The sequence below is a fragment of the Sphingomonas mucosissima genome (assembly GCF_002197665.1).
GTDB classification, from domain to species: domain Bacteria; phylum Pseudomonadota; class Alphaproteobacteria; order Sphingomonadales; family Sphingomonadaceae; genus Sphingomonas; species Sphingomonas mucosissima.
Window position 1 is genome coordinate 396339 of record NZ_NBBJ01000001.1, and the last position, 24087, is coordinate 420425.

General features: G+C 65.9%; 19 protein-coding genes. 12 read left to right on the forward strand and 7 right to left on the reverse strand.

Translation table 11 applies throughout. The features are described from left to right. Nucleotides 1–10 precede the first annotated feature (10 nt). The 7 genes from murB (at nucleotide 11) to SPMU_RS01875 (ending at nucleotide 9461) form a co-directional block, all read left to right on the forward strand. A complete protein-coding gene (gene murB, locus SPMU_RS01845) occupies nucleotides 11–946 on the forward strand; it encodes a UDP-N-acetylmuramate dehydrogenase (protein ID WP_088331370.1) in 936 nt (311 codons plus the stop codon). A gap of 156 nt (nucleotides 947–1102) precedes the next feature. Beyond that, nucleotides 1103–2005 (forward strand): D-alanine--D-alanine ligase, encoded by a 903-nt coding sequence (locus SPMU_RS01850; RefSeq protein ID WP_245832848.1) that lies wholly within the window; start codon nucleotides 1103–1105, stop codon nucleotides 2003–2005. Beyond that, nucleotides 2002–2934: a cell division protein FtsQ/DivIB gene (locus SPMU_RS01855; RefSeq protein WP_088331372.1), complete on the forward strand. Its 933-nt coding sequence runs from the start codon at nucleotides 2002–2004 to the stop codon at nucleotides 2932–2934. Before SPMU_RS01850 ends, SPMU_RS01855 begins: the two co-directional genes overlap by 4 nt. Before the next feature lie 35 nt (nucleotides 2935–2969). Further along, the gene (gene ftsA, locus SPMU_RS01860) at nucleotides 2970–4229 is read left to right on the forward strand and encodes a cell division protein FtsA (RefSeq protein WP_088331374.1); all 1260 of its coding nucleotides are present in this window, start codon (nucleotides 2970–2972) and stop codon (nucleotides 4227–4229) included. A 108-nt stretch (nucleotides 4230–4337) separates the two neighbouring features. Then, a complete protein-coding gene (gene ftsZ, locus SPMU_RS01865; RefSeq protein WP_088331376.1) occupies nucleotides 4338–5873 on the forward strand; it encodes a cell division protein FtsZ in 1536 nt (511 codons plus the stop codon). Nucleotides 5874–5985: 112 nt separating this feature from the next. Next, nucleotides 5986–8286: an SPOR domain-containing protein gene (locus SPMU_RS01870; RefSeq protein ID WP_088331378.1), complete on the forward strand. Its 2301-nt coding sequence runs from the start codon at nucleotides 5986–5988 to the stop codon at nucleotides 8284–8286. Next, nucleotides 8283–9461, forward strand: a complete 1179-nt coding sequence (locus SPMU_RS01875; protein WP_088331380.1) for a deoxyguanosinetriphosphate triphosphohydrolase — start codon at nucleotides 8283–8285, stop codon at nucleotides 9459–9461. The genes SPMU_RS01870 and SPMU_RS01875 overlap by 4 nt, the downstream gene beginning before the upstream one ends. Nucleotides 9462–9495: 34 nt before the next feature. Here SPMU_RS01875 and SPMU_RS01880 read toward each other — a convergent pair whose 3' ends face one another. Further along, nucleotides 9496–10362, reverse strand: a complete 867-nt coding sequence (locus SPMU_RS01880) for an ABC transporter permease (RefSeq protein WP_088331382.1) — start codon at nucleotides 10360–10362, stop codon at nucleotides 9496–9498. 69 nt (nucleotides 10363–10431) lie between these two features. Here SPMU_RS01880 and SPMU_RS01885 point away from each other — a divergent pair, with 69 nt between their 5' ends. Beyond that, entirely contained in the window at nucleotides 10432–11157 is a 726-nt protein-coding gene (locus SPMU_RS01885) for a GcrA family cell cycle regulator (protein WP_088331384.1), read from the forward strand. A gap of 202 nt (nucleotides 11158–11359) precedes the next feature. Here the strand turns inward: SPMU_RS01885 and SPMU_RS01890 are convergent, their stop codons facing one another. Beyond that, nucleotides 11360–12223: an outer membrane protein gene (locus tag SPMU_RS01890; RefSeq protein ID WP_088331386.1), complete on the reverse strand. Its 864-nt coding sequence runs from the start codon at nucleotides 12221–12223 to the stop codon at nucleotides 11360–11362. 154 nt (nucleotides 12224–12377) lie between these two features. Here SPMU_RS01890 and parE point away from each other — a divergent pair, with 154 nt between their 5' ends. The 3 genes from parE to SPMU_RS01905 are packed head-to-tail and all read left to right on the forward strand — an operon-like array spanning nucleotide 12378 to nucleotide 16956. After that, nucleotides 12378–14357 carry a DNA topoisomerase IV subunit B gene (parE, locus tag SPMU_RS01895; protein ID WP_088331388.1) on the forward strand — a complete coding sequence of 660 codons (1980 nt, stop codon included), beginning with the start codon at nucleotides 12378–12380 and terminating at the stop codon, nucleotides 14355–14357. A gap of 57 nt (nucleotides 14358–14414) precedes the next feature. Next, nucleotides 14415–16643, forward strand: a complete 2229-nt coding sequence (locus SPMU_RS01900) for a ribonuclease R family protein (RefSeq protein WP_088331390.1) — start codon at nucleotides 14415–14417, stop codon at nucleotides 16641–16643. A 1-nt stretch (nucleotide 16644) separates the two neighbouring features. Further along, a complete protein-coding gene (locus SPMU_RS01905) occupies nucleotides 16645–16956 on the forward strand; it encodes a hypothetical protein (protein WP_088331391.1) in 312 nt (103 codons plus the stop codon). A gap of 72 nt (nucleotides 16957–17028) precedes the next feature. Here SPMU_RS01905 and SPMU_RS01910 read toward each other — a convergent pair whose 3' ends face one another. Together SPMU_RS01910 and SPMU_RS01915 are read right to left on the reverse strand one after the other, a co-directional pair. Next, entirely contained in the window at nucleotides 17029–18189 is a 1161-nt protein-coding gene (locus tag SPMU_RS01910) for a saccharopine dehydrogenase family protein (RefSeq protein ID WP_088331393.1), read from the reverse strand. A gap of 14 nt (nucleotides 18190–18203) precedes the next feature. Continuing rightward, the gene (locus SPMU_RS01915) at nucleotides 18204–19982 is read right to left on the reverse strand and encodes an ABC transporter transmembrane domain-containing protein (RefSeq protein ID WP_088331395.1); all 1779 of its coding nucleotides are present in this window, start codon (nucleotides 19980–19982) and stop codon (nucleotides 18204–18206) included. Nucleotides 19983–20111: 129 nt separating this feature from the next. Between SPMU_RS01915 and SPMU_RS01920 the strand changes: the two genes are divergently transcribed. Then, a complete protein-coding gene (locus SPMU_RS01920; RefSeq protein ID WP_088331397.1) occupies nucleotides 20112–21329 on the forward strand; it encodes a polyhydroxyalkanoate depolymerase in 1218 nt (405 codons plus the stop codon). 215 nt (nucleotides 21330–21544) lie between these two features. Here SPMU_RS01920 and SPMU_RS01925 read toward each other — a convergent pair whose 3' ends face one another. The 3 genes from SPMU_RS01925 to SPMU_RS01935 all read right to left on the reverse strand — a co-directional run bounded on the left by SPMU_RS01925 (nucleotide 21545) and on the right by SPMU_RS01935 (nucleotide 23914). Continuing rightward, entirely contained in the window at nucleotides 21545–22021 is a 477-nt protein-coding gene (locus SPMU_RS01925; RefSeq protein WP_088331399.1) for a pyridoxamine 5'-phosphate oxidase family protein, read from the reverse strand. 193 nt (nucleotides 22022–22214) lie between these two features. Beyond that, nucleotides 22215–23393 carry an acetyl-CoA C-acyltransferase gene (locus SPMU_RS01930; protein WP_088331401.1) on the reverse strand — a complete coding sequence of 393 codons (1179 nt, stop codon included), beginning with the start codon at nucleotides 23391–23393 and terminating at the stop codon, nucleotides 22215–22217. A gap of 86 nt (nucleotides 23394–23479) precedes the next feature. Next, entirely contained in the window at nucleotides 23480–23914 is a 435-nt protein-coding gene (locus SPMU_RS01935; RefSeq protein ID WP_281250978.1) for a MaoC family dehydratase, read from the reverse strand. Nucleotides 23915–24087: the final 173 nt, after the last annotated feature.

Consider the following 24087-nt stretch of genomic DNA (forward strand, 5'->3'; position numbering starts at 1 on the left):
TAACCCAGAAATGCCGGGCATCGCGGGCAGCGGCGAAGCTGAAGGCGGGGCACCGCGCCAAGCGGCGCCAGCCGCGCAAAGCCGGCTCACCCAGAATGCAGCACTTGCCCCGCTCGTCTGGTTCAAGACGGGCGGAAAGGCCGCATGGCTGTTCGAACCCGCTACGGTAGAGGACTTGGCTAAGTTTCTGGCCAACCTTGACGCGTCGGTGCCCGTGCTGCCGCTTGGCCTCGGATCCAACCTCATCGTCCGCGATGGCGGTTTTCCGGGGCTCGTCGTGCGGCTGGGCAAGCCATTCGCCAAGGTGGAGGCGCTGGACGCCACCACGCTGCGGTGCGGCGGCGGCGCGAGCGGTATTCTGGTGTCCTCCACCGCGCGCGATGCGGGGATCGCCGGTGTTGAGTTCCTGCGCTCGATCCCGGGCACGGTTGGCGGCTTCGTGCGCATGAACGGCGGCGCTTACGGCCGCGAAACGGCGGACGTGCTGGTCGAATGCGACGTGATCCTGCGCAGCGGCGCGCGCCGCACGCTGACGGCATCCGAGCTAAACTATACCTACCGCCACTCGGACCTACCCGCAGGCGCAATCGTCGTCAGCGCGACTTTCCGTGGTGAACCGGGCCAACCGGCGGCGATCCAGGCGGAAATGGATCGCATCGCCGCCAGCCGCGAAGCGTCGCAACCGCTGCGCTCCAAGACCGGCGGCTCGACCTTCAAGAACCCGCCCGGCCACAAGGCGTGGCAGCTCGTCGACGAAGCCGGATGCCGCGGGCTGAAGCGCGGCGATGCGCAGGTCAGCGACAAGCACACCAACTTCCTGTTGAACCTCGGCAATGCCACCAGCGCCGACATCGAGGCGCTGGGCGAGGAAGTAAGGACGCGCGTGAAGGAGAAGAGCGGCGTGACCCTTGAATGGGAAATCCAGCGCGTAGGGGTGGCAAAGTGACTACGATGGGCTTCGCGAGTTCCGAAGAGGCGGCGATCCGCACTGGCCGGTCGCTCAATCAAGCCGCCGGGTCGGTGGTTATGGGTTCTCGTTTGCGCGGGAAGGAGCGGGGTCTCCGTGGCTGAGGTGCCCAGCCCCCTCCACATCGCCGTGCTGATGGGCGGCTGGTCGGCCGAGCGCGCGGTGTCGCTCTCGTCCGGCGCAGGCATTGCCGATGCGCTGGAGTCACTGGGGCACCGTGTCACGCGGATCGACATGGACCGCGATGTCGCCGCGCGGCTGGCGGAGGCGGCGCCCGATCTCGTCTTCAACGCGCTGCACGGCTCGCCGGGCGAGGACGGCTCGATCCAGGGGCTGATGGACATCATGGGCCTGCGCTATACGCACAGCGGCCTCGCCACCTCGGTGATCGCGATCGACAAGGTGCTGACTAAGCAGGCGCTGGTGCCGCATGGCGTGCCGATGCCCGGCGGCCGTATCGTTGCCACTGAGGACCTTTACACGGCCGATCCGCTGCCGCGCCCGTATGTTTTGAAGCCGGTGAACGAAGGCTCTTCCGTGGGCGTCGCGATCGTCACGGCGGAGGGCAATTACGGCAACCCGATCAGCCGCGAGGCGAAGGGGCCGTGGCAGGAGTTCGATGAGCTCCTCGCCGAGCCGTATATTCGCGGCCGCGAGCTTACCACCGCAGTGCTCGGCGAGCGTGCTCTCGGAGTGACGGAATTGCGCCCCAAGTCCGGGTGGTACGATTATGACGCCAAATACACCGACGGGCTGACCGACCACATCTTTCCCGCGCCTGTCCCGGACGAGATCAGCGAGGCCTGCATGGCGCTTGCCCTGCACGCGCACCAACTGCTTGGCTGCAAGGGATGCAGCCGCGCCGATTTCCGCTGGGATGACGAGCGCGGTGTCGACGGACTGTTCCTGTTGGAAGTGAACACGCAGCCCGGCATGACGCCGCTGAGCCTTGTTCCGGAGCAAGCGCGGCATCTGGGCATCAGCTATCCCGAGCTGGTGCAGGCGATCGTCGACGAGGCGCTGAAGGAGCAGGTATGAGCCGATCCACCGCCCGAAACGCGCCGCAGCGCCGGCCGACGGTTCGCCGCCGTCCGCCCCAGAAGTCGTTGGGCGACCGGCTGATCGCGGCGCTGCCGTTGAGCGAGGCTGCGCTGCGCCGCGCCGTCACTTGGTCGATCTTGGGCGTAGGGGCGGCGGTCGCGATCACGACAGCTTCCTGGTTCGGCGTGCCGGCGGCGATCGGCACGGCCGTGGCGGATACCGCCGGGCAGGCGGGGCTTCGTGTCGAGCAGGTGGACATTACCGGCATCAAGCGGATGAACCGCGAGACCGTCTATGCCGTGGCGCTCGAGGAGCAGCCCAAGGCAATGCTGCGCGTCGACCTAGAGCTGATCCGCCAGCGTCTGCTGGCCTATGGCTGGATCGCGGACGCTTATGTGTCGCGGCGTCTCCCCGATCGCTTGCTCATCCATATCGTCGAGCGCGAGCCGGCGGCGATCTGGCAGAATGGCGGCGCGCTGACGCTGATCGACGACAAGGGTGTGCCGCTGGAGCCCGTTGATGCGAACCGTATGCCCGATCTGCCGCTGGTGATCGGCCCCGGCGCCGATCGGCAGGAAGCGGCCTATCAGCGGCTGCTGGCAGCGGCGCCGGCGCTCAAGCCGCGGGTTAAGGCGGCGACGTGGGTCGGCAACCGGCGCTGGGATCTCACCTTCGATACCGGCGAGACGTTGGCCTTGCCGCAGGACAATGCCGCTGCCGCGCTGGTGAAATTCGCCGAACTGGATGGTGCGCGTTCGCTCCTCGGCAAGGGATGGCTGCGGTTCGACATGCGCGATCCCGCCAAGCTGGTGGCACGAAAGCCGGGTGGCGACATGGAACAGGCGGTGCCTGAGGGGGCTGGGCCAGGGCCAGGGCCAGGCGCGGCGGTGGAGAGCGCACGCTTCGCCCGGATCGACGAAGTTTAAGCACGGGCACGGGGCAGAGAAAGGGGAACAGGGGCATGGCGAAGGCGGCACCGGAAGGAATCATCACCGCGCTGGACATCGGCACCTCCAAGGTGTCCGCGATGATCGCGCAGCGCGGCGATGGTGGCGAGCTGATCGTGCTGGGCACCGGGCAGCGCGAGTCCAAGGGCGTGAAGCGCGGGTATATCGCCGACATGGCGCTCACCGAACTGGCGGTGCGCGAGGCGGTGGCCCAGGCGGAGCGTATCGCGGGCTTCAACATCGAGAATGTGTGGGCTGGTTTCTCCGCGGGCGGGCTCGTGAGCGACGAGGCGTTCATCGAGGTCGAGCTCAACGGCCATCGCATCGAGCAGCAGGACATCGATGCGCTGTTGCAGGAAGGCCGCTCCGCCATCGACCCGCAGGGGCGCATGGTGCTGCACGCGCAGCCCGCGCTGTACACGCTGGACGGCCTAACCGGCGTGAAGAAGCCGCTTGGTCTTCATGCCGACAGGCTGGGCGTGCACATCCATGTGATCGCTGCGGACGGGTCACCGGTGCGCAACCTCGACCTGACCGTTCGCTCGGCGCATCTCGAGGTGAAGTCGATCATCGCTTCCCCTGTGGCGACGGGACTTGCTTGCCTCAGCGACGAAGAGCGCGATTTGGGCGTTGCGCTTGTGGAGATCGGTGCTGGGATCACCAATGTATCGTTGTTCGCCGGCGGCATGCTGGTCGGGCTGAAGTCGATCCCGGTGGGGTCGTGCGACATCACCGACGACATTGCTTCGGCGTTCGGAACGACGCGTGGGCAGGCGGAGCGGATGAAGTGCTTTCACGGATCGGCCAACGCTTCCCCACGCGATAATCACGAGATGATTGCGATCCGGCCTGGTCGCGCGGACGACGACGCGGACCCGCTGCAGATCACCAAGGCTGCCTTGATCAGCGTGATCCGCACGCGGCTGGAGCAGCTCATCAACGAAGTGCAGCAGGCGCTGAAAGAGCTGAAGTTCGAGGGCGCGGTGGGGCGCCAGGTTGTGCTGACCGGCGGCGGTGCGGAGCTGAAGGGTATTGCGGACTACGCCCAGCAGGTGCTTGGGCGTTCCGTGCGCGTCGGCCGGCCGCGTGGGCTGACCGGGCTGCCTGATGCGCATGGCGGACCGGGCTTCGCGACCCTAGCTGGGCTGGCATTCTTTGCGGCATCCGATCCCGTCGATCTGCGCGGGCTGGTTCCCCAGCAGCAAATGGTGGTGCGGCAGAAGGGGTTCGCTGCCCTCCGACGTTTGTTCCAGGCGGCGAAGGCAAATTATTGAGACTGCGAAGCTGCTTTTCGGCTGGCACGCAGCCTTTCAATGTTGCATCAAGATTAATGGCGATGGCGGGCCAGTGTTTCGTGCCCGAAATGACGGAGTAAATTGGCGATGGGCATCGAATTCATTGCACCTGAGGTGGACGAACTGACCCCGAAGATTGCGGTGATCGGAGTTGGCGGCGCAGGTGGCAACGCGATTGCCAACATGATGCGCGCCGATGTGCAGGGCGTCGACTTCCTGGTTGCGAATACCGATGCGCAGGCGCTGAAGCAGTCGATCGCGCCGCAGAAGATCCAGCTGGGTGCGAAGATCACCCAGGGTCTTGGTGCTGGCAGCCGTCCGGAAATCGGCCGTGCGGCCGCCGAGGAAACGATCGAGCAAGTGTCGAAGCTGCTTGAAGGGGCGCACATGTGCTTCATCGCGGCCGGCATGGGCGGCGGCACTGGCACGGGCGCCGCGCCGGTGATCGCCAAGGCAGCGCGCGACATGGGCATCCTGACGGTGGGCGTCGTGACCAAGCCATTCGCGTTCGAAGGCGCGCGGCGCGGCAAGTCCGCCGATCAGGGCATCGAGGAACTGCAGAAGTTCGTCGACACGCTGATCGTCATCCCGAACCAGAACCTGTTCCTCATCGCCAACGCCAATACGACCTTCAAGCAGGCATTCGAGCTGGCTGACGAAGTCCTGCAGCAGGGCGTGCGCGGCATCACCGACCTGATGGTGATGCCCGGCCTCATCAACCTCGACTTCGCCGACGTCCGTTCGGTGATGCAGGAGATGGGGAAGGCAATGATGGGCACCGGCGAGGCGGACGGCGACGACCGCGCGCTGATCGCGGCGCAGAAGGCGATCGCCAACCCGCTGCTCGACGGCGTTTCGATGCAGGGCGCCAAGGGGGTCATCATCTCGATCACCGGTGGCGAAGACATGCGCCTCCTCGAGGTGGACGAAGCGGCAAATCACATTCGCGAACTCGTCGACCCGGAAGCGAACATCATCTGGGGCTCGGCCTTCAATCCGGACCTGGAAGGCCGCATCCGCGTGTCGGTGGTGGCCACCGGCATCGAGGCCGTTGAACGCACGGAGGCTCCCGCCGCAGAACCCGCGCGCGCCTTCAGCTTCTCCGCACCGCGCCGCCCTGAAGCAGCGCCTGCTCCGACGGCAGCGGCTGCTCCGGCTGCGGCGCCTGCCCCTGCAGCCCCGGCCAGCCCGGCGCCCGTGGCACAGCCCACGGGCGCGGCAGCGGGCGCGATGTCCGCCGGCGTGCCCGCTCCGGGTGTGACGCCCAGCGTTCAGCCGAGCGCTGCCGCGCGCGGCGTCGAGGAAGCGGCTGGCGATGAGCTTCTGCTCGGCAGCGACACGATGGTGCCGGCACCGCAGCCAGGCGCGGCCGCAGCGACCCCGTCGAAGCAGGAAGAGCCGCGCGTTTTCGGCGAAGATGATGCGGCGGAAGCGCCCCGCCGTCGCTGGTTGTCGGGCGGCGACGGTGCGGCTGACGTGCCGCCGCAGCCACGCGTGAAGCTTGGCGGAACCTTGTTCGAGCGGATGCAGAACGCGTCGCGCGGCACCACGCGCGGCCCCGATGAAGAGGGCAAGGATGCACTCGAGATTCCGCGTTTCCTGCACCGCCAGAACAACCAGTAAGCAACGGATGAGCGATGGCGCCCGGCGTTCGTCGGGCGCCCCGTGCGGCCTGGCGCGTCAGTGCGCCGGGCGCATTGCTGGTTAGCAGTACCTGGCCTTAACGTAGTTTTCCATGTCGATCGCTCGTCCTCTGATCCTTGCCGTTGCGCTTGTCGGCGCGCCAGGCGCGCTTGCGCAAAGCTATCCCGGTCAGCAGGTGCAGACCGTGCCGCGCCCGACGCCGGACGCTGATGCGCTGGCGGGGGCGATGCGGCGGCTCGGCGCCAATCCGCGCGACCTGTCAGCGCTTCTCGAGGCGGCCGAGCTTTCGCTGAAGCTCGGCGATGTCAACGCCGCTGCCTCCCTGCTGAAGCGGGCGGAAAACGTCGATCCGATGAACGGACGGGTGAAGGCGGGGATGGCGCGTATCCTGGTGACTCAGGAACGACCCGGCGAGGCGCTCCGTTATTTCGATCAGGCGATCGGGTACGGGCTGAACCCGCAGACCTTCGCCGGTGATCGCGGGCTGGCCTATGATCTGATCGGTGAGCAGGAGCGGGCGCAGCGCGAGTATCGGCTCGCCTTGCGGTCGGGGCCTGTTGAAGAGGTGCAGCGCCGCTATTCGCTTTCCCTCGGCATTTCCGGCAAGCGGCAGGAAGCGCTGGAGGTGATAGACGATCAGGTGCGGCGCAATGATCGCAGCGCGTGGCGGGTCCGCGCCTTTGTGCTTGCCATGACAGGTGACGTGGCCGGTGCGGAAAAGATCGCCAGCACCATGATGCCGCCCGGAATGGGAAGCGCACTGGCGCCGTTCTTCGCGCGCGTGGCGGGTCTCTCGGCCGCCGATCGTGCCTTTGCTGTTCACTTCGGCGAGCTGCGGCCCTCGCCGCAGCGGCTGGCGGACGCGCGGCTGGTTCCGGCGCTTCCGCCATTGCCGCCCGAAGCGACGCGTCCCGTGCAAGCTGCGTCCGCCGCCCCCGCGGTTGCTCCTTCTCGGAGCAATGATCGGCAACGTGCGCGCGAGGAGGCGAAACGGCGGCGCGAGTTGGCGCTGGCAGAGCGGCGCGAGCGCCGGAACCGTCGCGACGAACGGCCCACGGTGGCGGTTGCCAGCGCAACAGCGGTGCAGCAGCCAGCAGCCGAGCCGACCGCGTTTCAGCCGCCGCGTTATGCCGGCGTGACCTTTGCCCCTCCGCAGGCGGTGGTGCAGGCGGTGCCGGCCTCGCGGCCCGCTCCCACGCCCGTGGCGACACCTCTTCCCGAGGTTGCCACCACCCAGGGCGCTGCCGTGCCGCCGGCTAGCAGCGCCGTTGTTTCCGCTAGTGGTCCGGCCTTTCGCGATAACCCGGTTAGATCGGGGCCAGGGTCCAGCCCTGCGCTCGCCAGTGACAGCGTGACCGAGCGCTCGAGCATCCAGGTTGCGGCGGCGGTTCCACCGCTTTCGCCGACACCGGTCGCCGCTACGCCGCAAAGTCTGCCGGCCATCAACCCGGCGCCGCTGACGAATGTCGCTGCCCCCGCGCCGTCCGCGCTCGCGAGCGCCGTTCCGCCGCCACCCGGGGGAGCGGATGCGACGACAGGCACGCGCGTGGAGGCGTCGCCCGCCGTGGCGACTGCGCAGGCTCCGGTCACGCGACCGGCGCTCAGCGAAGATACGATCCTGGCCCGCATCATGGCCGGCATCTCGATTCCCGGCGCTGAATTGGGGATCGCACCCGTGCGGCCTCCAGAGCCCACTATTGAGCCCGCACCGCGCGGCAACTCGGACGTTGCGGCGGGGACGAGCTTGATCAGCCCTACGAGCACGGCGACGGGCGGTGCCGCGACGGAGGCTGTGCGCAAGGTCGCTGAGACGAGTCGCGGGGTTCAGCAGAGTCGGACCGAGCCGACCCCGCGCCGGGCTGCGGCGAGCGCTGTCGAGGATGCGCCCGCGAAGAAAGATGCGGCTTCAACGGCCAAGATGGCGGACGCCAAGGCCAGTGCAGGCGCTGCGCCAAAGGGCAAGACCGGCGCTGGCAAGGAAGCCGCTGACGCGGACACGCGGAAGAGCGCGGCGGAGACAAAAGCCGCCGCTGCGAAGAAGCTGGCCGACGCCAAGAAGGGAGCCGAGGCGAAGAAGGCGGCTGATGAGAAGGCCGCAGCCGCCAAGGCGGCCAAGGCCGAGCCGGCGCGCATCTGGGTCCAGGTAGCGGGCGGTGCGAACAAGGACGATCTACCCAAGGCATGGTCCGCAGCGCAGAGCAAAGCGGCCGCTTTGAAGGGAAAATCGGCCTATACGACGCCGCTTCGCGCAACGAACCGGGTAGTGACCGGCCCCTTCAAGAGCGATCAGGAAGCACGCGAGTTCGTTAACACGCTGGCGAAGCAGGGCGTCTCTGCGTTTCAGTTTACCAGCGACGAAGGCCAGAAAATGACGAGGCTGCCGGCAAAGTGATGGTGCTTGCGCCCTGGGCCTGCAACCCGGCGCACACCAAAGGTCGCCTTCACGAAGAACAAAGCAAGTCCGGCGGGGAGGGTGAGCGCGGCCCGCGTGACGCCTATCAGCGCGATCGGGACCGCATCGTCCATTCGATCGCGTTCCGGCGATTGCGGCACAAGACGCAGGTGTTCCTGGCGCCCGATGGCGATCACTTCCGGGTCCGGCTGACGCATAGCCTGGAAGTGGCGCAGATCGGGCGCACCATCGCGCGCACGTTGGGACTCAATGAGGACCTCACCGAGGCGCTGTGCCTCGCGCATGACATCGGCCATCCGCCCTTCGGCCATGCCGGAGAGGATGCTCTCAAGGCGGCCATGGCTAGTGCTGGCGGGTTCGACCACAACGGCCACACCTTGCGCACCTTGATGCGGATCGAGCGGGCCTATCCGCGGTTCGACGGTTTGAATCTGACCTGGGAAACGCTGGAAGGCCTGGCGAAGCACAACGGGCCGGCGCGGCACCCCGGCTGGGCATTGGCCGAGGCGGATCGCGAGACGAATCTGGCGCTTGAGACATATGCGAGCCTGGAAGCGCAAGTTGCGGCGCTGGCGGACGACGTGGCGTACGACAATCACGACATCGACGATGGGCTGCGCGCCGGGCTCTTGAGCCTCGATCAGTTGCTCGCAGTGCCGCTCATTGCCGGTGGGTGGGATCGGGTGCGATCCTTGTTTCCCGATGTGAGCGAGCGGCGCCAGGCGCGCGAGCTGGTGCGCAGCCAGATCGGCGTGATGGTGAACGATCTGCTTGTGGAAACGCGTCGCCGTATCGCCGACTCGCGGATCGGATCGGTTGCAGACGTTCGCTCGGCGGGCCGGGCGCTGGTGGCATTTTCCGATGAGATGCGCACGGCCGAACGCGACCTGAAGCGCTTCATGTACGCCAACCTTTATCACCACCCGAAGCAGTTAGAGGCGGCCAAGGCCGCTCATCGCGTGGTCGCGGGCCTCTTCGCCGTATTTCACGCGAGCCCTGATGCGCTGCCGCCCGAATGGCGCGCGAGCCTGCCCAATGAGGAGCCCGGGTTCAGCCGGCACATCGCCGACTATATCGCCGGCATGACCGATCGCTATGCGATCCGCGAGTACATCCGCGTTGTCGGGCCGGTCGACATGCCCGACGGGTTCTGAGCAGCGCTGATCGACGGCGAAGGCCTGCGACGGCCTAGTTCTTCAAGCGCCATCCACGCCGCAGAAGGGTGTAGCATAGCGCGGCAAGCGCGATGTCCAGCGCAAAAACCACGGCGCTGCCAAGCGCGACGGGAGAGTCGGCGATCCCGAGGAAGCCGTATCGGAAGCCGGAGATGATGTAGAAAAACGGATTGGCATGGCTGATCGCCTGGAACACGGGCGACAGCCGATCCACCGAATAGAAGGTGCCGGACAGCAACGTGAGCGGCGCCACGACGAAGTTCGTGACGGCGGCGGCGTGATCGAACTTTTCCGCCCAGATGGACGTGAGCACGCCGATGAGGGCGAGGAAGACCGATCCGAGCAAGCCGAACCAAAGCACCGCAATCGGGTGCGCCGGCAGGACATGAACGCCGGGCCAGAAGATCATTGCCAGCCAGACCGCGAAGCCCACCAGGAAGGCGCGCGTGACGGCGCCGCCGGTCAGCGCCGCCAGCAGCTCCGCCGTGGAGAGTGGCGGCATGAGGTAATCGACGATCGTGCCTTGGATCTTGCCGACCAGAAGCGAGAAGCTCGCGTTGGCAAAAGCATTGTTCAACATGCCCATGACGATGAGGCCCGGCGCGACAAAGTCGGCGAAGGCGACCATCGAGCCACCAAGGTGCACTTCGCCGCGACCGCCAAGGGCGACGGTGAAGATCACTAGGTAAAGCAGCGTCGTAATAGCCGGTGCCCAGATCGTTTGCAGCTGGACCTTGAAGAAGCGGCGCACCTCCTTCACATATAAGGTCTTCAGGCCGCCCCAATTGACGTTCCGTATCGACGGAACGCCCGGCGCGTTTCTGACCAATGAATTGTCCTGGCCGGTGGGTTGCTGGCCGATCGGAGGGTGGCTGCTCATCGCTTAATCGCGTAGTCGCTGCCGCCGCTCGCTGCAACCGGCGTAAGAAGTGAAGGAACGACAAGGCCCATGTCCTGGACCGAGGAACGGATCGAAACACTGCGCAAGATGTGGGAAGGCGGCCAGACCGCCAGCCAGATCGCCGAAGCGCTGGGCGGGGTGAGCCGCAATGCGGTGATTGGCAAGGCACATCGCCTTGGTTTGCAATCGCGACCATCGCCGGTTGTTCCAAAGGACGCCGAAGCGAAGCCAGCGGCCGCGCCCGTTGCCGCTGCTGCGCCGACGCCGGAGCCAGCGGCCGCCACGCCGCCCCCGGCGCCGCCTGCTCCTCCGATTCCGGCACCTGCGCCGCCCCCCGCCACGCGCGCGAGCGCGCCCGCGCCAGCGGTGACGCAGGTTTCGGCGCCCAAGCCGATTACCATCACCACCCCGCTTGAGCCGGAGCGGTCGGTCGAATCTCAGCGCATGGTTCGGTCGGTCGGGCCGGGCGGGTTCGTGCGTCAAGCGCCCGGCGAGCAGCAGCCGCCGATTGCGCCGGCGCCGCCGCGTCGATTGGTGCCGGCGAAGCCGTCGCCGGACATCGCCGGCAAGACGAGCCTGCTCGATCTCAGCGACAAGGTCTGCAAGTGGCCGCTCGGGCATCCCGGCGAGCCCGATTTCCACTTTTGCGGTGACAAGGTGAACCCTGGCTTCCCGTATTGCGTGGAGCATTGTGGCCACGCGTATCAGGCGCAATTGCCGCGCCGCGACCGCCGGGCAGCGCCGCTGCCCTTTGGTGGGCCACGGATGCGCTGAACGCCACATCGGTGAATTGCTGAAAAGGCCACGCCGGACTGACCGTCCGGCGTGGCCTTTTCATTGAGCGATTTGCGTGATCGGACGCTGGCGGATCGCCGGTACAGGTCCGGAGGATGCCGCTATGCTTTACGCGGCCGATCGGTAAACCGCTTCATAGTTAGCTGCGGCCAGGCAGCAGGTGCCCGGCCGCAGAATGGCATCAGAAGCGGAACGCTGCCGTTGCGCGCAGCGAGTGCCAACGGAACTTGTCGTCGCTGCGACGGAAGTCCGTGCCGCCAGCTCCGGCCAGCAGGAACGGGTTGGATGCCGCGGTGGTGCCGGTGCTGCCGGCGCGAACGCGGTAATCATTGTCCTGATACTGATGGAACATATACTCGAGGCCGAGCGAGAAATTGCGGCCGATCCGCTGCTCGATGCCGCCACCGCCAGTGATACCCCACTGGTTGCGCTTGCCGCCGTCGCTGAAGCTGTTGGCGGTGTTCGTGGTCGTGAACTCACGATTGATACGCGCGTAGCCCGGGCCGAACGTGCCGTAGAACAGCGTGGTGTTGTTCGGCGTGTAGCCGATGCGGCCGCGGGCCGATGCTTCCCAGCTGATGGAGCGGGTCATGACGTAAGCCGCCGGCGTGTTGGAAAACGCGCTGACGCTGTCGTTGATCTCGCTCTTGCCGAACTCGCCAACGACGCCGACCACGAAGTTGCCACGCTGCGCGTCCCAACCCACACGGCCGTAGTAGGCCCAGCCGTCCTCGTCATTGGCGCAGCCAGCAGGCGCCGTCGGGTTGGTGGGTGAGGTGGCGCCCAGCGCACGGCCGTTGCAGAAGCCGCCGAGCGGCGGCGCGAAAGCATTGGCACCTGTCGACGTGCTCACCGTATCACCGAACGTCCCGTTGAGATTGCGGTCGAACAGGATCGAGGAGCCGATGTCGTTTGGCTGGACATCATAGCCGCCTGCGGCGCCGACATAGACGCCGGAGAAGCCGGGATCACCGTCAACCGTCTGGGCGGACACCGCCGGAGCGACCAGGGCGGCGGCAATACCAGCGAGCAGCAGGTGCTTCATACGCAAACCTTTCAATAATCGAACTTGAGTGCGGCGGAACGTGGATAACGCCGCAAAGGATGCATTTCGAAACGTTGCGCACGGGGCTTCTCAGGGAAACTGTTGCTCCGGTGCAACAGGTCGCGATTGGGCGACCGGCTGCTATAGGAGGGCCATGGCTGATCCAGATTTGTTCCGCGCACCCGTACCTACCGCCGATTACGATGCTTCCTCGATCGAAGTGCTGGAGGGGCTGGAGCCGGTGCGACGGCGGCCAGGCATGTATGTCGGCGGCACGGATGAACGTGCGCTGCATCATCTTGCCGCAGAGGTGCTGGACAATGCGATGGACGAGGCGGTGGCGGGCCATGCCACACGCATCGAAGTGACGCTCGCAGCCGGCAACCGATTGACGATCGTGGACAATGGCCGCGGTATTCCGGTTGATCCGCACCCCAAGTTTCCGGACAAAAGCGCGCTTGAGGTGATTTTGTCCACGCTCCATTCGGGCGGCAAGTTCACCGGCAAGGCCTATGCGACCAGCGGCGGGTTGCATGGCGTGGGCATTTCGGTGGTCAATGCGCTGTCGTCCGACACGGTGGTGGAAGTAGCCCGCGATCGCCAACTCTATCGGCAGCGGTTCAGCAAGGGACAGACGCTCGGGCGGCTCGAAACCGTTGGTGCTGCGCCGAACCGGCGGGGTACGCTGGTCAGCTTCACGCCGGACACGGAAATTTTCGGGCCTGACCTGCTGTTCAAGCCGGCGCGACTGTACCGGCTGGCGCGATCCAAGGCGTATCTCTTCGCAGGGGTCGAGATCCGGTGGAAGTGTGCGCCCGAGCTGATCAGCGACGACACGCCCGCTGAGGCCGTCTTCCAATTTCCCGGCGGGCTTGCCGATCATCTGCGCGAACAAGTTGGTGGGCGCGAATGTGCGACCGCCGACTTCTTTGCGGGATCGCAGGAGTTCCACGACGAAGCAGGCCGCGTGGAATGGGCGGTCGCGTGGCCCTTGTGGTCCGATGGCAGCTATAGCTGGTATTGCAACACCATCCCGACGCCGGATGGCGGCACGCACGAACAGGGCTTGCGGCAAGCGCTGGTGCGCAGCCTGCGCGCTTTCGGCGATCTGGTTAGCAACAAGCGCGCCAAGGAATTGACGGCTGACGACGTGATGGTTGGCAGCGAGCTGATGCTCAGCGTCTTCATTCGCGATCCGCAGTTCCAGTCACAGACCAAGGACCGTCTGACCTCACCGGAAGCGGCGGGGCTGGTGGAGAAGGCGGTGCGCGATCACTTCGACCATTGGCTGAGCCAGAACATGGATCGGGGGCGCGCGCTGCTCGGCTATGTGCTGGAGCGGATGGACGAGCGGCTGCGCCGCAAGGCCGAGCGCGAGGTGAAGCGCAAGACGGCGACGTCGTCGCGCAAGCTGCGCCTGCCGGGCAAGCTGACCGACTGCGCCGCCGACAGTCCCGAAGGAACCGAACTGTTCATCGTGGAAGGCGACAGCGCCGGCGGCAGTGCCAAGCAGGCACGCGACCGCAAGACGCAAGCGATCCTTCCGATTCGCGGCAAGATCCTGAACGTCGCCAGCGCGACGAGTGCCAAGATCGTGGCAAACCAGGAGATCGCCGACCTGATCCAGGCGCTGGGCTGCGGCACGAGAAAGGAGTGCCGTCCAGACAATTTGCGCTACGAACGGATCGTCATCATGACTGACGCAGATGTCGATGGCGCGCATATTGCCACGCTGCTGATGACGTTCTTTTTCCAGGAGATGCCGGATCTGGTTCGCCGCGGGCACCTCTATCTCGCCCAGCCGCCGCTCTATCGCCTGACCGTCGGCGCGAAATCGCTCTATGCCCGTGATGACGCGCATCGCGCCGAGATCGAGGCCACGGTATTCAAGGGCAAGAAGGTGGATGTCGCGCGGTTCAAGGGCCTGGGTGAGATGAACCCGTCGCAGCTGCGTGAAACGACGATGGATCCCGCGAGCCGCAGCATGATCCGCATCACCCTGCCGCAGGAATATGAGGAGCGCGCGGGCGTGAAGGATCTGGTCGACCGATTGATGGGGACCAATCCGGCGCATCGCTTCGCCTTTATTCAGGAAAATGCGGCGCGCATGGATGAAGAAGCGATCGACGCATAGGCGCCTGCGGGTGAGGGGGCGGGTGACGGGGCGGCTGTCACTCCCTATCTGAGGCTCATGCGTAAACCAAAGGCCGGGCTGCCGAGCCGCCAGCAGATCCTCGATTTCATCGCCACGAGCGACACCCCGGCCGGCAAGCGCGAAATCGCGCGTGCCTTTGGGCTGACGGCGCAGGAGAAGATCGGCCTCAAGGCGCTGTTGAAGGACATGGCGGACGAGGGGCTGATCGACAGCGCTCCCGGCCGGGCCTTCCACAAGATGGGCGGCCTGCCGAAGGTCACGGTGCTGCGCGTCGTGGACGTGGATGACAACGGCACGATCTGGGCAACGCCCGAGCGCTGGGAAGCCGAGACTCCGCCGCCCCGCGTGCGGGTTCGCGAGCGCAAGCGCGGCGAGCTCGGCGTCGGCACGCGGGTGCTGGCGCGGACGGAGGAGGCTGGCAACGGCTGGATCGCACATCCGATGAAGGCGCTGGCGCCGGCCGCGGAGCAGATGATTGGCGTGCTGCGCGGCGAAGGCGACCGGCTGTGGCTGCAAGGCGTGGAGAAGAAGGACCGGCGCGAATATGCCGTGTCCGACGCTGGCGGTGCGCAGCCCGGCGATCTGGTGCTGGCGGAGCGGACTGGGCGGCCGCCACGGATCACGGCGCGCGTCGTGGAGCGGCTGGGCGATCCTTTCGCGCCGCGCAGCTTCTCGCTGATCGCCATTCATCGGCATGAGATCCCACACGTCTTCAACCAGGAGACACTGGACGAGGCGGTGCGGGTGGCGGGCCAGCCGCTGGGCGATGGGCGAGAGGATCTAACCCATCTGCCGATCGTGGCGATCGACCCTGCCGATGCCCGCGATCACGACGATGCGATCTGGGCAGCGCCGGACGACGATCCCGCCAATCCGGACGGCTGGCGTGCCGTGGTCGCGATTGCGGACGTGAGCTTTTACGTGCGCGCTGGCAGCGCGCTTGATCGCGAGGCGCGGCGGCGGGGCAATTCGGTGTATTTCCCGGACCGGGTCGTGCCCATGCTGCCCGAGGTGCTTTCCGCAGACGTGTGCTCGCTGAAGGAGGGCGAGGATCGCGCCGCGATGGCGTGCCATCTTCAGATCACGAAGAACGGCGCGCTGAAGTCCTGGCGCTTCACCCGTGCCGTCGTTCGGATTGCCAGCAACATCGCGTATGAGAATGCGCAGGCGGCAATCGACGGAAATCTTTGCGCCACGCCGCTGGCGGACGATCTGATGGAGGCGCTGCGTAACCTGTGGGGCTGCTGGAGCGCGCTGGCCGAAGCGCGTGACAAGCGCGAGCCGCTGGGGCTGGATCTGCCCGAGCGGCAGGTGGCGCTGGACGAAAAGGGACGCCTGCTCTCGGTGGCACCGCGCGAGCGGCTGGATGCCCACCGACTGGTGGAGGATTACATGATCGCCGCCAACGTGGCCGCCGCCAAGGCGCTGGAGGCCAAGAAGGCGCCCGTGATGTACCGCGTGCACGAACCGCCGACGCGGGCGAAACTGACTGCACTGAAGGATTATCTCGACACGTTCGACATCCCCTTTGCGCTGGGGCAAGTGATCAAGCCCGCCACGTTCAACCGCATCATTGAGCGGGTGGGCGAGGCTGATTTCCGGCCGCAGGTGATGGAGCAAGTGCTCCGCACGCAGACGCAGGCCTATTACGGGCCGGGCAACCACGGCCACTTTGGCCTGTCGCTGGGCTCCTACGCGCATTTCACGTCGCCGATCCGGCGCTATGCTGACCTGCTGGTCCATCGTGCGCTGGCCAGCGCTTACGGCCTTGGGCCCGGTGGGCTGAACGGCGACGAAGATTTCGAGCGGCTGGGCGAGACGATCAGCAAGCTGGAACGGCGTGCGATGGAGGCGGAGCGCGAGACACTCGATCGCTATGTCGCCGCATTCCTTGCCGAGCGGGTCGGCGAGATCGTCGATGCGCGGATCACGGGCGTGCAGAACTTCGGCTTCTTCGCGACGGTGGAGGGGGTCGGCGGCGACGGGTTGATGCCGGTGAGCGATCTTGGCGGCGAATATTACCGCTATGACGAGGCCGCGATGCGGCTGGTGGGCGAGACGAGCGGCGACGAATATGTGCTCGGCCAGCGGCTGCAATTACGGCTGGCAGACGCAAACCCGGTGTCTGGCGCGCTCCGTTTCGAACTACCCGAGGGGAAAGGTCCGCGGCCCGTGCGGCGCGGCGACCGTGAGGAGCGAGGGCCGCGCGTCCTGAAGCGGCGCGGCCGTCCGGGCAATATCAGGCATCAGGGGCGGAGGAAGTAAGGTGGCGAACATCGTCGGGCGCACAGCGGCGCGTTATTCAACACGGGCGCAGAACAGGATCGTTGAACGTCTGCGCCGGGCGGGGGCGATCAAGCCCGCGAACGCAACGGCGTACGCACCGACTGCGCGCGGCGAGCGGCGGCTGCTCGACCGCATGGTGAAGTTCGGCGCGGTGGTGACCGAAGCCGAGGGCCATTACTGGTTGGACGAGCGGGCGCTGCTTAATTTTCGCAAGGAAGAAGTGGCGCGTATCCTTGGAGCGATCGCAGTTGCGGGCTTCGCCGCGGCGGGCGCGATTGCGCTTGGTCGGTGATCTGAGCCCCGCTACCGGAGCAAATCGCCACCCGGAGGCGGGGGCGCTGGCGCGATGGCCAGCGCCGATTGGTCAAGTGGCGGTAAAGGTGAGGCCTGCGTTCTTCACCAGCCGCTCGCGCAGCTGCGGCCCCATCAGCGCGCCCGGGGTCCAGATGCCGCCTTCGCCCTGGACGTCCTGAACAAGGCACAGCGCGCTTTCCGCCAGCATCTTGCTGGTGGAGCCATAGCCCGGATCGCGATCTCCGGTCACGACAGCATCAACACGGGTGCCGTCCGGCATCAGGCCGATGAAGAGCACGTCGTAGTGACCGGTCTCACGCTCTTCCTTTGTGGGGCCTTCGCCGGGTTTGGGCCCGCTGTCGCCAGCAAACGGATTTAGCTTCGCGATCGCTTCGGCGGCGGCCTTGCCCATGTCGCCCAGCCCGGCGACGAGCATCTCGTCATAGACGAAGTCGTCGCCGTAGCGGCCGCCGAGCAGGAAGTTCGTGCGATGGACGTTCTTGGTGTTGATCGGCGCCATCACGAACGGCGCAACCCAGGTATTGATCGTGCTGTCAAATTCGGGGAGCAGGCCGGCGGGCTGATGCGGGCCGCTGTGCCCGGGCGTTAGCGCGAAGGGGCTGGCCAGCAGCGGGACCAGCGACGGGTCCTTGGCGGCGGCGGCGAGCGTGGCCTTCAAGCTGGCCGCGGTGCCGCCGGAGAAGCCACCTTTCATTACGCGGACCCGCCCCTTCACGCGCGGCACCGGCCGGCCAAAGCGCTTGATCGCGGCCTCCTGCAAGGTGAGGACCCCGAGGTCGAACGGGATGGAATCGAAGCCGCAGGAGAAGACGATGCGCGCGCCCGTGCGCTTCGCCTCTTCGTGATGGGCGTCGATCATGCGGCGCATCCAGCCCGGCTCGCCGCATAGATCGACATAAGCAGTGCCGGTGGCGGCGCAGGCCGCGACCAGATCGCTGCCGTAGAGTTGATAAGGCCCGACGGTTGAGATCACGACCTGCGTGCGTTCGCACATGGCACGAAGCGAGGCTGGGTCATCCGAGTTGGCCGTGACCAGGGGCACGTCGGCGCCGATCCCCATTTCGGCGCGCACTTCCTGCAGCTTGGTGAGCGAGCGGCCTGCCATTGCCCAGCGTACGCCGGTGGGGTAAGCGCGCGCGATATATTCGGCGACAAGGCGGCCGGTGTAGCCCGTCGCGCCATAGACGATCACGTCGAAGTCGGTCACCATCTCTCTCCCTCCTCTTATGCGGCTTCGCTGAACTGAAGGCTGGCAAGCCGGGCGTAGAGCCCGCTGCGCGCCATCAATGCCGCGTGATCGCCTTGTTCGACGATCCGGCCGCCGTCCATTACCACGATCCGGTCCGCTGCGCGCACTGTCGCGAGCCGGTGCGCGATGACCAAGGTCGTGCGATCAGCCATCAGCCGCTCGAGCGCTTCCTGCACCAGCCGCTCGCTTTCCGCGTCCAGCGCACTGGTGGCCTCGTCCAGGAGCAGGATGGGCGCATTGCGCAGCAGCGCGCGGGCGATCGCTACCCGCTGGCGCTGGCCACCCGACAAGCGAGCGCCGCCTTCGCCAAGGAACGTATCCAGCCCTTGCGGCAGTTCCCGAAGGAACTTGGCGGCGTTTGCGGCCTCCGCGGCGGCCCATAAGGCCTCATCATCGGCCTCCCAGCGGCCGTAGCGCAGATTGTCGCGCGCCGACGCGCCGAAGATCACGGTTTCCTGCGGCACCATTGCAATGCGCGCGCGCACCTCACCCGGATCGGCATCGCGCAGATCCACGCCGTCCACCGTCAGGCGGCCCTGAGCGGGATCGTAGAAGCGCTGGAGAAGCTGGAACAAGGTTGTTTTGCCCGCACCCGAGGGGCCGACGAGCGCAACCGTTTCGCCTGGCGCTACCCGAAGCGAGAAATCGTGAAGTGCAGCCGTATCGGGGCGGGTAGGGTAACGGAACTCGACATGTTCGAAGGTGATTTCGCCGCGCTCCGGCTGCGGCAGCGCCACCGCGTGGGCGGGAGCAGCAATCTCCGGTGTTTCGGACATAAGCTCGGCGAGGCGCCCGGCCGCACCGGCGCCACGCAAAAGCTCGCCATAGACTTCGGTCAGCGCCCCGAATGCGCCGGCGACGATACCGCCGGTCAACACGAAAGCAGCAATCGAGCCGCCCGAAAGCCGGCCCGCCGCGACGTCCGTTGCGCCTTCCCAGAGAACAAGGGTGATCGAGCCGAAAACCAGCCCGATGACGATGGCGGTCATGACCGCGCGCAGGATGATGCGGCGCTCGGCGGCGGCCATGGTCGCCTCGACGGCACCGGCGAAACGCTCGGCCTCCCGACGCTCCTGGCCGAACGCTTGGACGATCTTCATCGCGCCCAGCGTCTCAGTCACCATCGAGCCGACATCCGCCACGCGATCCTGCGAGGTGCGCGAGTAATTCCGCACGCGACGCCCGAGCAGCATGATGGGGAGGATCACCAACGGAATGCCCAGGCACAAGAGGCCGGCGAGTTTCGGTGAAATGGCGAACAGGTAAACCAGCCCGCCGATGCCGGTGAAGGCGTTGCGCAGCGCCACCGACACGGTGGTGCCCACCACCATCTCGATTTGCGCGGTATCCGCTGTCAATCGGCTGGCAATTTCGGAGGGGCGGTTCTCCTCGAAGAACCGCGGGCTCAGCGTGAGCAGATGGCGCTGCACGCTGGTGCGGATATCGGCAACGACCCGCTCGCCGAGCCACGACACGAAATAAAAGCGCACCGCCGTGCCGATCGCCAGCACCGCGACGATCATCAGCATGTAGTGGAAGGCGCCGGCCACTGCCTCCCCGGCATTGGCGCCAAAGCCGCGATCAATGATGCGCTTGAAGCTGTAGGGGATCGCGATCGTTGCCGCGGACGTGATCGCGAGCGCCGTCCAGGCGGCGGCGATCTGCCCCGGATACCGTTTCGCGTGGCGCCAAACGAGCGCAAGATTGCCGATCCGGCGCGTAGGGGGCGGCGCCACTGCCGCATTGCTGACCATGCGGGCGCCCTAGCAGCGGCGGGGGTGTGGCTCAATCGCCACCGTCTCGGGGCAATCGGGAGGGATCTTCATTGTGCAGGTGCACAATAGCGATAGTATCATGGGGCGTTACTGAGCTATAGATACCCGATGCTCTACGATGCTTATGAGTTCCAGCGTTCGCTGCTTGCAACTGCAAGTGCGATGGCGAATTTCGGCGCTGGCATGTTGCAGAACCCAGCGAACCCATTTGCCTATTTCGGCGGCGGGCAAGTCATGGCTTCCGCGCTTGATGTCTTTGCCCATGCTGCAGCGCCGCGAGGAAAACCCAGCTTCGGACTGGATCATGTCGTTATCGACGGGCAGGAAGTGGTGGTGCGCGAGGACGTGGTCCTGCGCAAGCCGTTCGGCCAACTCAAGCGGTTCGTGCGTGACGGCATTTCCGGCGGGCCGCGATTGTTGATCGTGGCGCCGATGTCCGGCCATTTTGCCACGCTGCTGCGCGGCACGGTGGAACGGATGCTGCCGTTCGCCGACGTGTACATCACGGACTGGGCCGATGCGAAGCTGGTGCCGGTGGCGGAGGGTAGCTTCGACCTCGACGATTACATCGACTATCTGGTTGCGTTTCTGGAGGCGATCGGCCCGGGGGCGCACATGCTCGCCGTGTGCCAGCCATCGGTACCTTGCTATGCGGCTGCCTGCCTGATGAGCGCGCAAGCACATCCGTGCCGGCCCAAAACGCTGACCATGATGGGCGGGCCCGTGGATACGCGTGAGGCGCCGACGGCCGTGAACCAGTTGGCGACCGAGCGGCCGCATTCCTGGTTTGAGCAGAATGTGATCGCGACGGTACCGGCGATGTACCCAGGGGCGGGGCGGCGGGTCTATCCCGGGTTCCTGCAACTCACCGGCTTCATGTCCATGAACTTGGGCAATCACATGATGAGCCATTGGGAGATGTTCAAACATCTGGTGCGGGGCGACGGTGAGAGCGCGGCCGCAACCAAGGACTTCTACGACGAATATCGCTCGGTCTGTGACATGACCGCGGAATATTACCTGCAGACGATCGACAAGGTGTTTCAGACACACGCGCTGCCGAGCGGGACCATGACCCATCGCGGCGTGCCGGTGGACCCCGCGGCGATTACGGACATCGGGATCCTCGCGGTTGAGGGCGAACGCGACGATATTTCGGGGCTGGGCCAGACCAAGGCGGCGCTAACGCTGGCAACCAACTTGGCGGACAACAAGAAGCGGTATTACATGGCCGAAGGCGCCGGCCATTACGGGATCTTCAACGGATCCAAGTGGCGCGAAAAGATCGCGCCGGTGGTCGAGGAATGGATCACGGCGCACGATTGATCCGGTCGAGCGTGGCCGGCGCATCGGCGATGTGGCCGGCGCCGAGCGCTTCTAGATCGACTGTGCATCGGCTCGGCGGCGGATCGGGGCCAGGGCAGGTTGATGCCTCCACTGGACGACCGTGCCCCGTGATACGTCGGTACCGCAAGGAAAAGTAGGTGGCGGGGACTCGACGCTCCGCAGATGGCGAAGCCGAGGCAGCCCCCGCCCAGCGATCAGGCGATCGAGCCGACCTTGGCGTGGCTCGACGATTCCGACGCGTCGATCGTTCCGCCGAACAGCATCTTCAGGCGGCCGCTGAGCGCGACGTCCGTCTCCCACAATTCAGCGGACGTGATCGTGAAACGGTTGAGCCGTGCATCTGCCTTGCCATTGGGGAACCATGCCTCCACGCGATTGTCCCAAAGGCGATCGAACGTGGCCTGATCCGTCTCCTGGGAGACCTGACCCGCCAAGCACGCGAAGAAATCGTGACCCTTGCCAACGAATTGCGCCATGGCCTTGCCGCCCTTAGCAATGCGATTGTCGTGCGCGGAAAAAATGAACAGCGCGTTCGGCTGGGTTTCATCCAGTTTGACGTTCATCGGCTCCGAATGCTCGCCATCCATCAGACCGATCATCACGAACGGGCTAGCTTCGAGCTTGCGAAGAAATGTCTCGGCGACTTCCTGTGGGCTGTCGTGATCGGCCATCTAATCATCTCCTGCTGTAGATTTAGCTGGAGAACGAGAGCGGCCGAGGTTGGTTGCGTTGTGTTAAGAAGGAGCCGCTGATCGGTGCGCGGTGCAATGAAAAGCCCCGGTCGCGAGTGCAACCGGGGCTCATGTAGGAGGGTGGACGATCGCTCGGCGTCAAATCGCGCTGAGCGACCGGATCAGGTAGCGGTCAGAGAACCTCGAAGAGGCCCGCTGCGCCCATGCCGCCGCCCACGCACATCGTGATCACGACGTACTTGGCGCCGCGACGCTTGCCTTCGATCAGCGCGTGGCCAGTCATGCGCGCGCCGGACATGCCATAGGGGTGGCCGATCGAGATCGCGCCGCCATTGACGTTCAGCAGCTCGTTGGGAATGCCCAGCTTGTCACGGCAGTACAGCACCTGCACTGCGAACGCCTCGTTTAGTTCCCACAGGCCGATGTCGTCCATCTTCAGGTTAAAGCGCTCGAGCAGCTTGGGGATTGCGAAGACCGGGCCGATGCCCATTTCGTCTGGGTCGGTCCCGGCAACGGCCATGCCGACATAGCGGCCAAGCGGGGTCAGGCCCTTCTTCTCGGCCAGCTTCTCTTCCATCAGCACGCTGGCCGATGCGCCGTCCGACAGCTGCGAGGCGTTGCCGGCGGTGATGTTGAGATCTGGGCCGAGCACCGGCTTCAGCGACTTCAGGCCTTCCAGCGTCGTCTCGGGGCGATTGCCCTCGTCCTTCGCCAGCGTCACTTCCTTGTAGGAGACTTCCTTCGTCTCCTTGTCGGTGATCGCCATGTTGGCGGTCACGGCAACGATCTCGTCATCGAACTTGCCGGCGGCCTGGGCGGCGGCGGTGCGCTGCTGCGACTGGAAGCCATATTCGTCCTGCGCGTCGCGGCTAATGCCATAACGCTTGGCGACCACTTCGGCGGTCTGCAGCATCGGCATGTAGATGTCCTTGTGCATCGCGACCAGTTCGGGGTCGGGCTGCACGCGCATCTGCGGCGTCTGGACGATGCTGATCGAATCGACGCCGCCACCCAGCGTCACGTCCATGTTGTCGACCACGATTTGCTTTGCGGCCGTGGCGATCGCCATCAGGCCCGAGGCGCACTGGCGGTCGAGCGACATGCCCGAGACGGTAGCGGGGAGGCCAGCGCGCAGCAGCGAGGTGCGCGCGATGTTGGTCGCCTGCGCGCCCTGCTGGAGCGCGGCGCCCATCACGACGTCCTGGATTTCAGCACCGTCGATCCCGGCGCGCTCGACGGCGGCCTTGATCGCGTGGCTGGCGAGCGTCGGCGACAGCGTGTTGTTGAACGCACCACGATAGGCCCGGCCGATCGGCGTGCGGGCGGTGGAAACGATGACGGCGGAACGCATGATTGTTGTCCTTGGGTAAGGTTGGTGGCCGGTCCGCCCGCGGATACGGGCGGCGCTCCCTGGGGAGGGCGGCGGTCAGGAAGATATCAGGTGAAGACCTGGGTGATCCACTCCGCAATCATCGCTGGCTTTTCGCTGCCCTCGATCTCGATCGTGGTCTCGGTGGTGAACTGATACTGGCCCGGGCGCTTCTCGTCGAACTCGGTCAGCTTGGACCGGCCGCGCACGCGCGATCCCGACGGGACGGGGGCGAGGAAGCGGACTTTGTTGCCGCCGTAATTCACGCCCATCTTCACGCCGTCGAGCCGCGGCATGTCCGGGTTCTTGGCCGACAGCAGCGGCAGCAGCGACAGCGTCAGGAAGCCATGCGCGATCGTGGTGCCGAACGGCGTCTGCTTGGCGCGTTCCGGATCGATGTGGATGAACTGGTGGTCACCGGTCGCATCGGCGAACTTGTTGATCATCTCCTGGGTTACCTCGACCCATTCGGACACGCTTTCCTGGCCGATCGCGGCCTTCATCTCGTCTGCGTTCACGAAGACTCCTCTTGGCTTCCTCATCCCGTTCGCGGGTGCAGCGCACCTGTAGGCGCGACGGCGTGGCGGCTGCAAGCCTTGTTGACCGAGACATGGAAACGGTACGGCGCCAAAGTACAGACAGAGCGAACCCGAAATTCGAAAACTGCCGCTACGTA

What these genes read in the sequence shown, in the direction of transcription:
- murB (WP_088331370.1), top strand. Translation starts at nt 11, where the DNA reads ATGCCGGGCATCGCGGGCAGCGGCGAAGCTGAAGGCGGGGCACCGCGC.
- SPMU_RS01850 (WP_245832848.1), top strand. Translation starts at nt 1,103, where the DNA reads ATGGGCGGCTGGTCGGCCGAGCGCGCGGTGTCGCTCTCGTCCGGCGCA.
- SPMU_RS01855 (WP_088331372.1), top strand. Translation starts at nt 2,002, where the DNA reads ATGAGCCGATCCACCGCCCGAAACGCGCCGCAGCGCCGGCCGACGGTT.
- ftsA (WP_088331374.1), top strand. Translation starts at nt 2,970, where the DNA reads ATGGCGAAGGCGGCACCGGAAGGAATCATCACCGCGCTGGACATCGGC.
- ftsZ (WP_088331376.1), top strand. Translation starts at nt 4,338, where the DNA reads ATGGGCATCGAATTCATTGCACCTGAGGTGGACGAACTGACCCCGAAG.
- SPMU_RS01870 (WP_088331378.1), top strand. Translation starts at nt 5,986, where the DNA reads ATGTCGATCGCTCGTCCTCTGATCCTTGCCGTTGCGCTTGTCGGCGCG.
- SPMU_RS01880 (WP_088331382.1), bottom strand. Translation starts at nt 10,362, where the DNA reads ATGAGCAGCCACCCTCCGATCGGCCAGCAACCCACCGGCCAGGACAAT.
- SPMU_RS01885 (WP_088331384.1), top strand. Translation starts at nt 10,432, where the DNA reads ATGTCCTGGACCGAGGAACGGATCGAAACACTGCGCAAGATGTGGGAA.
- SPMU_RS01890 (WP_088331386.1), bottom strand. Translation starts at nt 12,223, where the DNA reads ATGAAGCACCTGCTGCTCGCTGGTATTGCCGCCGCCCTGGTCGCTCCG.
- parE (WP_088331388.1), top strand. Translation starts at nt 12,378, where the DNA reads ATGGCTGATCCAGATTTGTTCCGCGCACCCGTACCTACCGCCGATTAC.
- SPMU_RS01900 (WP_088331390.1), top strand. Translation starts at nt 14,415, where the DNA reads ATGCGTAAACCAAAGGCCGGGCTGCCGAGCCGCCAGCAGATCCTCGAT.
- SPMU_RS01910 (WP_088331393.1), bottom strand. Translation starts at nt 18,189, where the DNA reads ATGGTGACCGACTTCGACGTGATCGTCTATGGCGCGACGGGCTACACC.
- SPMU_RS01915 (WP_088331395.1), bottom strand. Translation starts at nt 19,982, where the DNA reads ATGGTCAGCAATGCGGCAGTGGCGCCGCCCCCTACGCGCCGGATCGGC.
- SPMU_RS01920 (WP_088331397.1), top strand. Translation starts at nt 20,112, where the DNA reads ATGCTCTACGATGCTTATGAGTTCCAGCGTTCGCTGCTTGCAACTGCA.
- SPMU_RS01925 (WP_088331399.1), bottom strand. Translation starts at nt 22,021, where the DNA reads ATGGCCGATCACGACAGCCCACAGGAAGTCGCCGAGACATTTCTTCGC.
- SPMU_RS01930 (WP_088331401.1), bottom strand. Translation starts at nt 23,393, where the DNA reads ATGCGTTCCGCCGTCATCGTTTCCACCGCCCGCACGCCGATCGGCCGG.
- SPMU_RS01935 (WP_281250978.1), bottom strand. Translation starts at nt 23,914, where the DNA reads ATGAAGGCCGCGATCGGCCAGGAAAGCGTGTCCGAATGGGTCGAGGTA.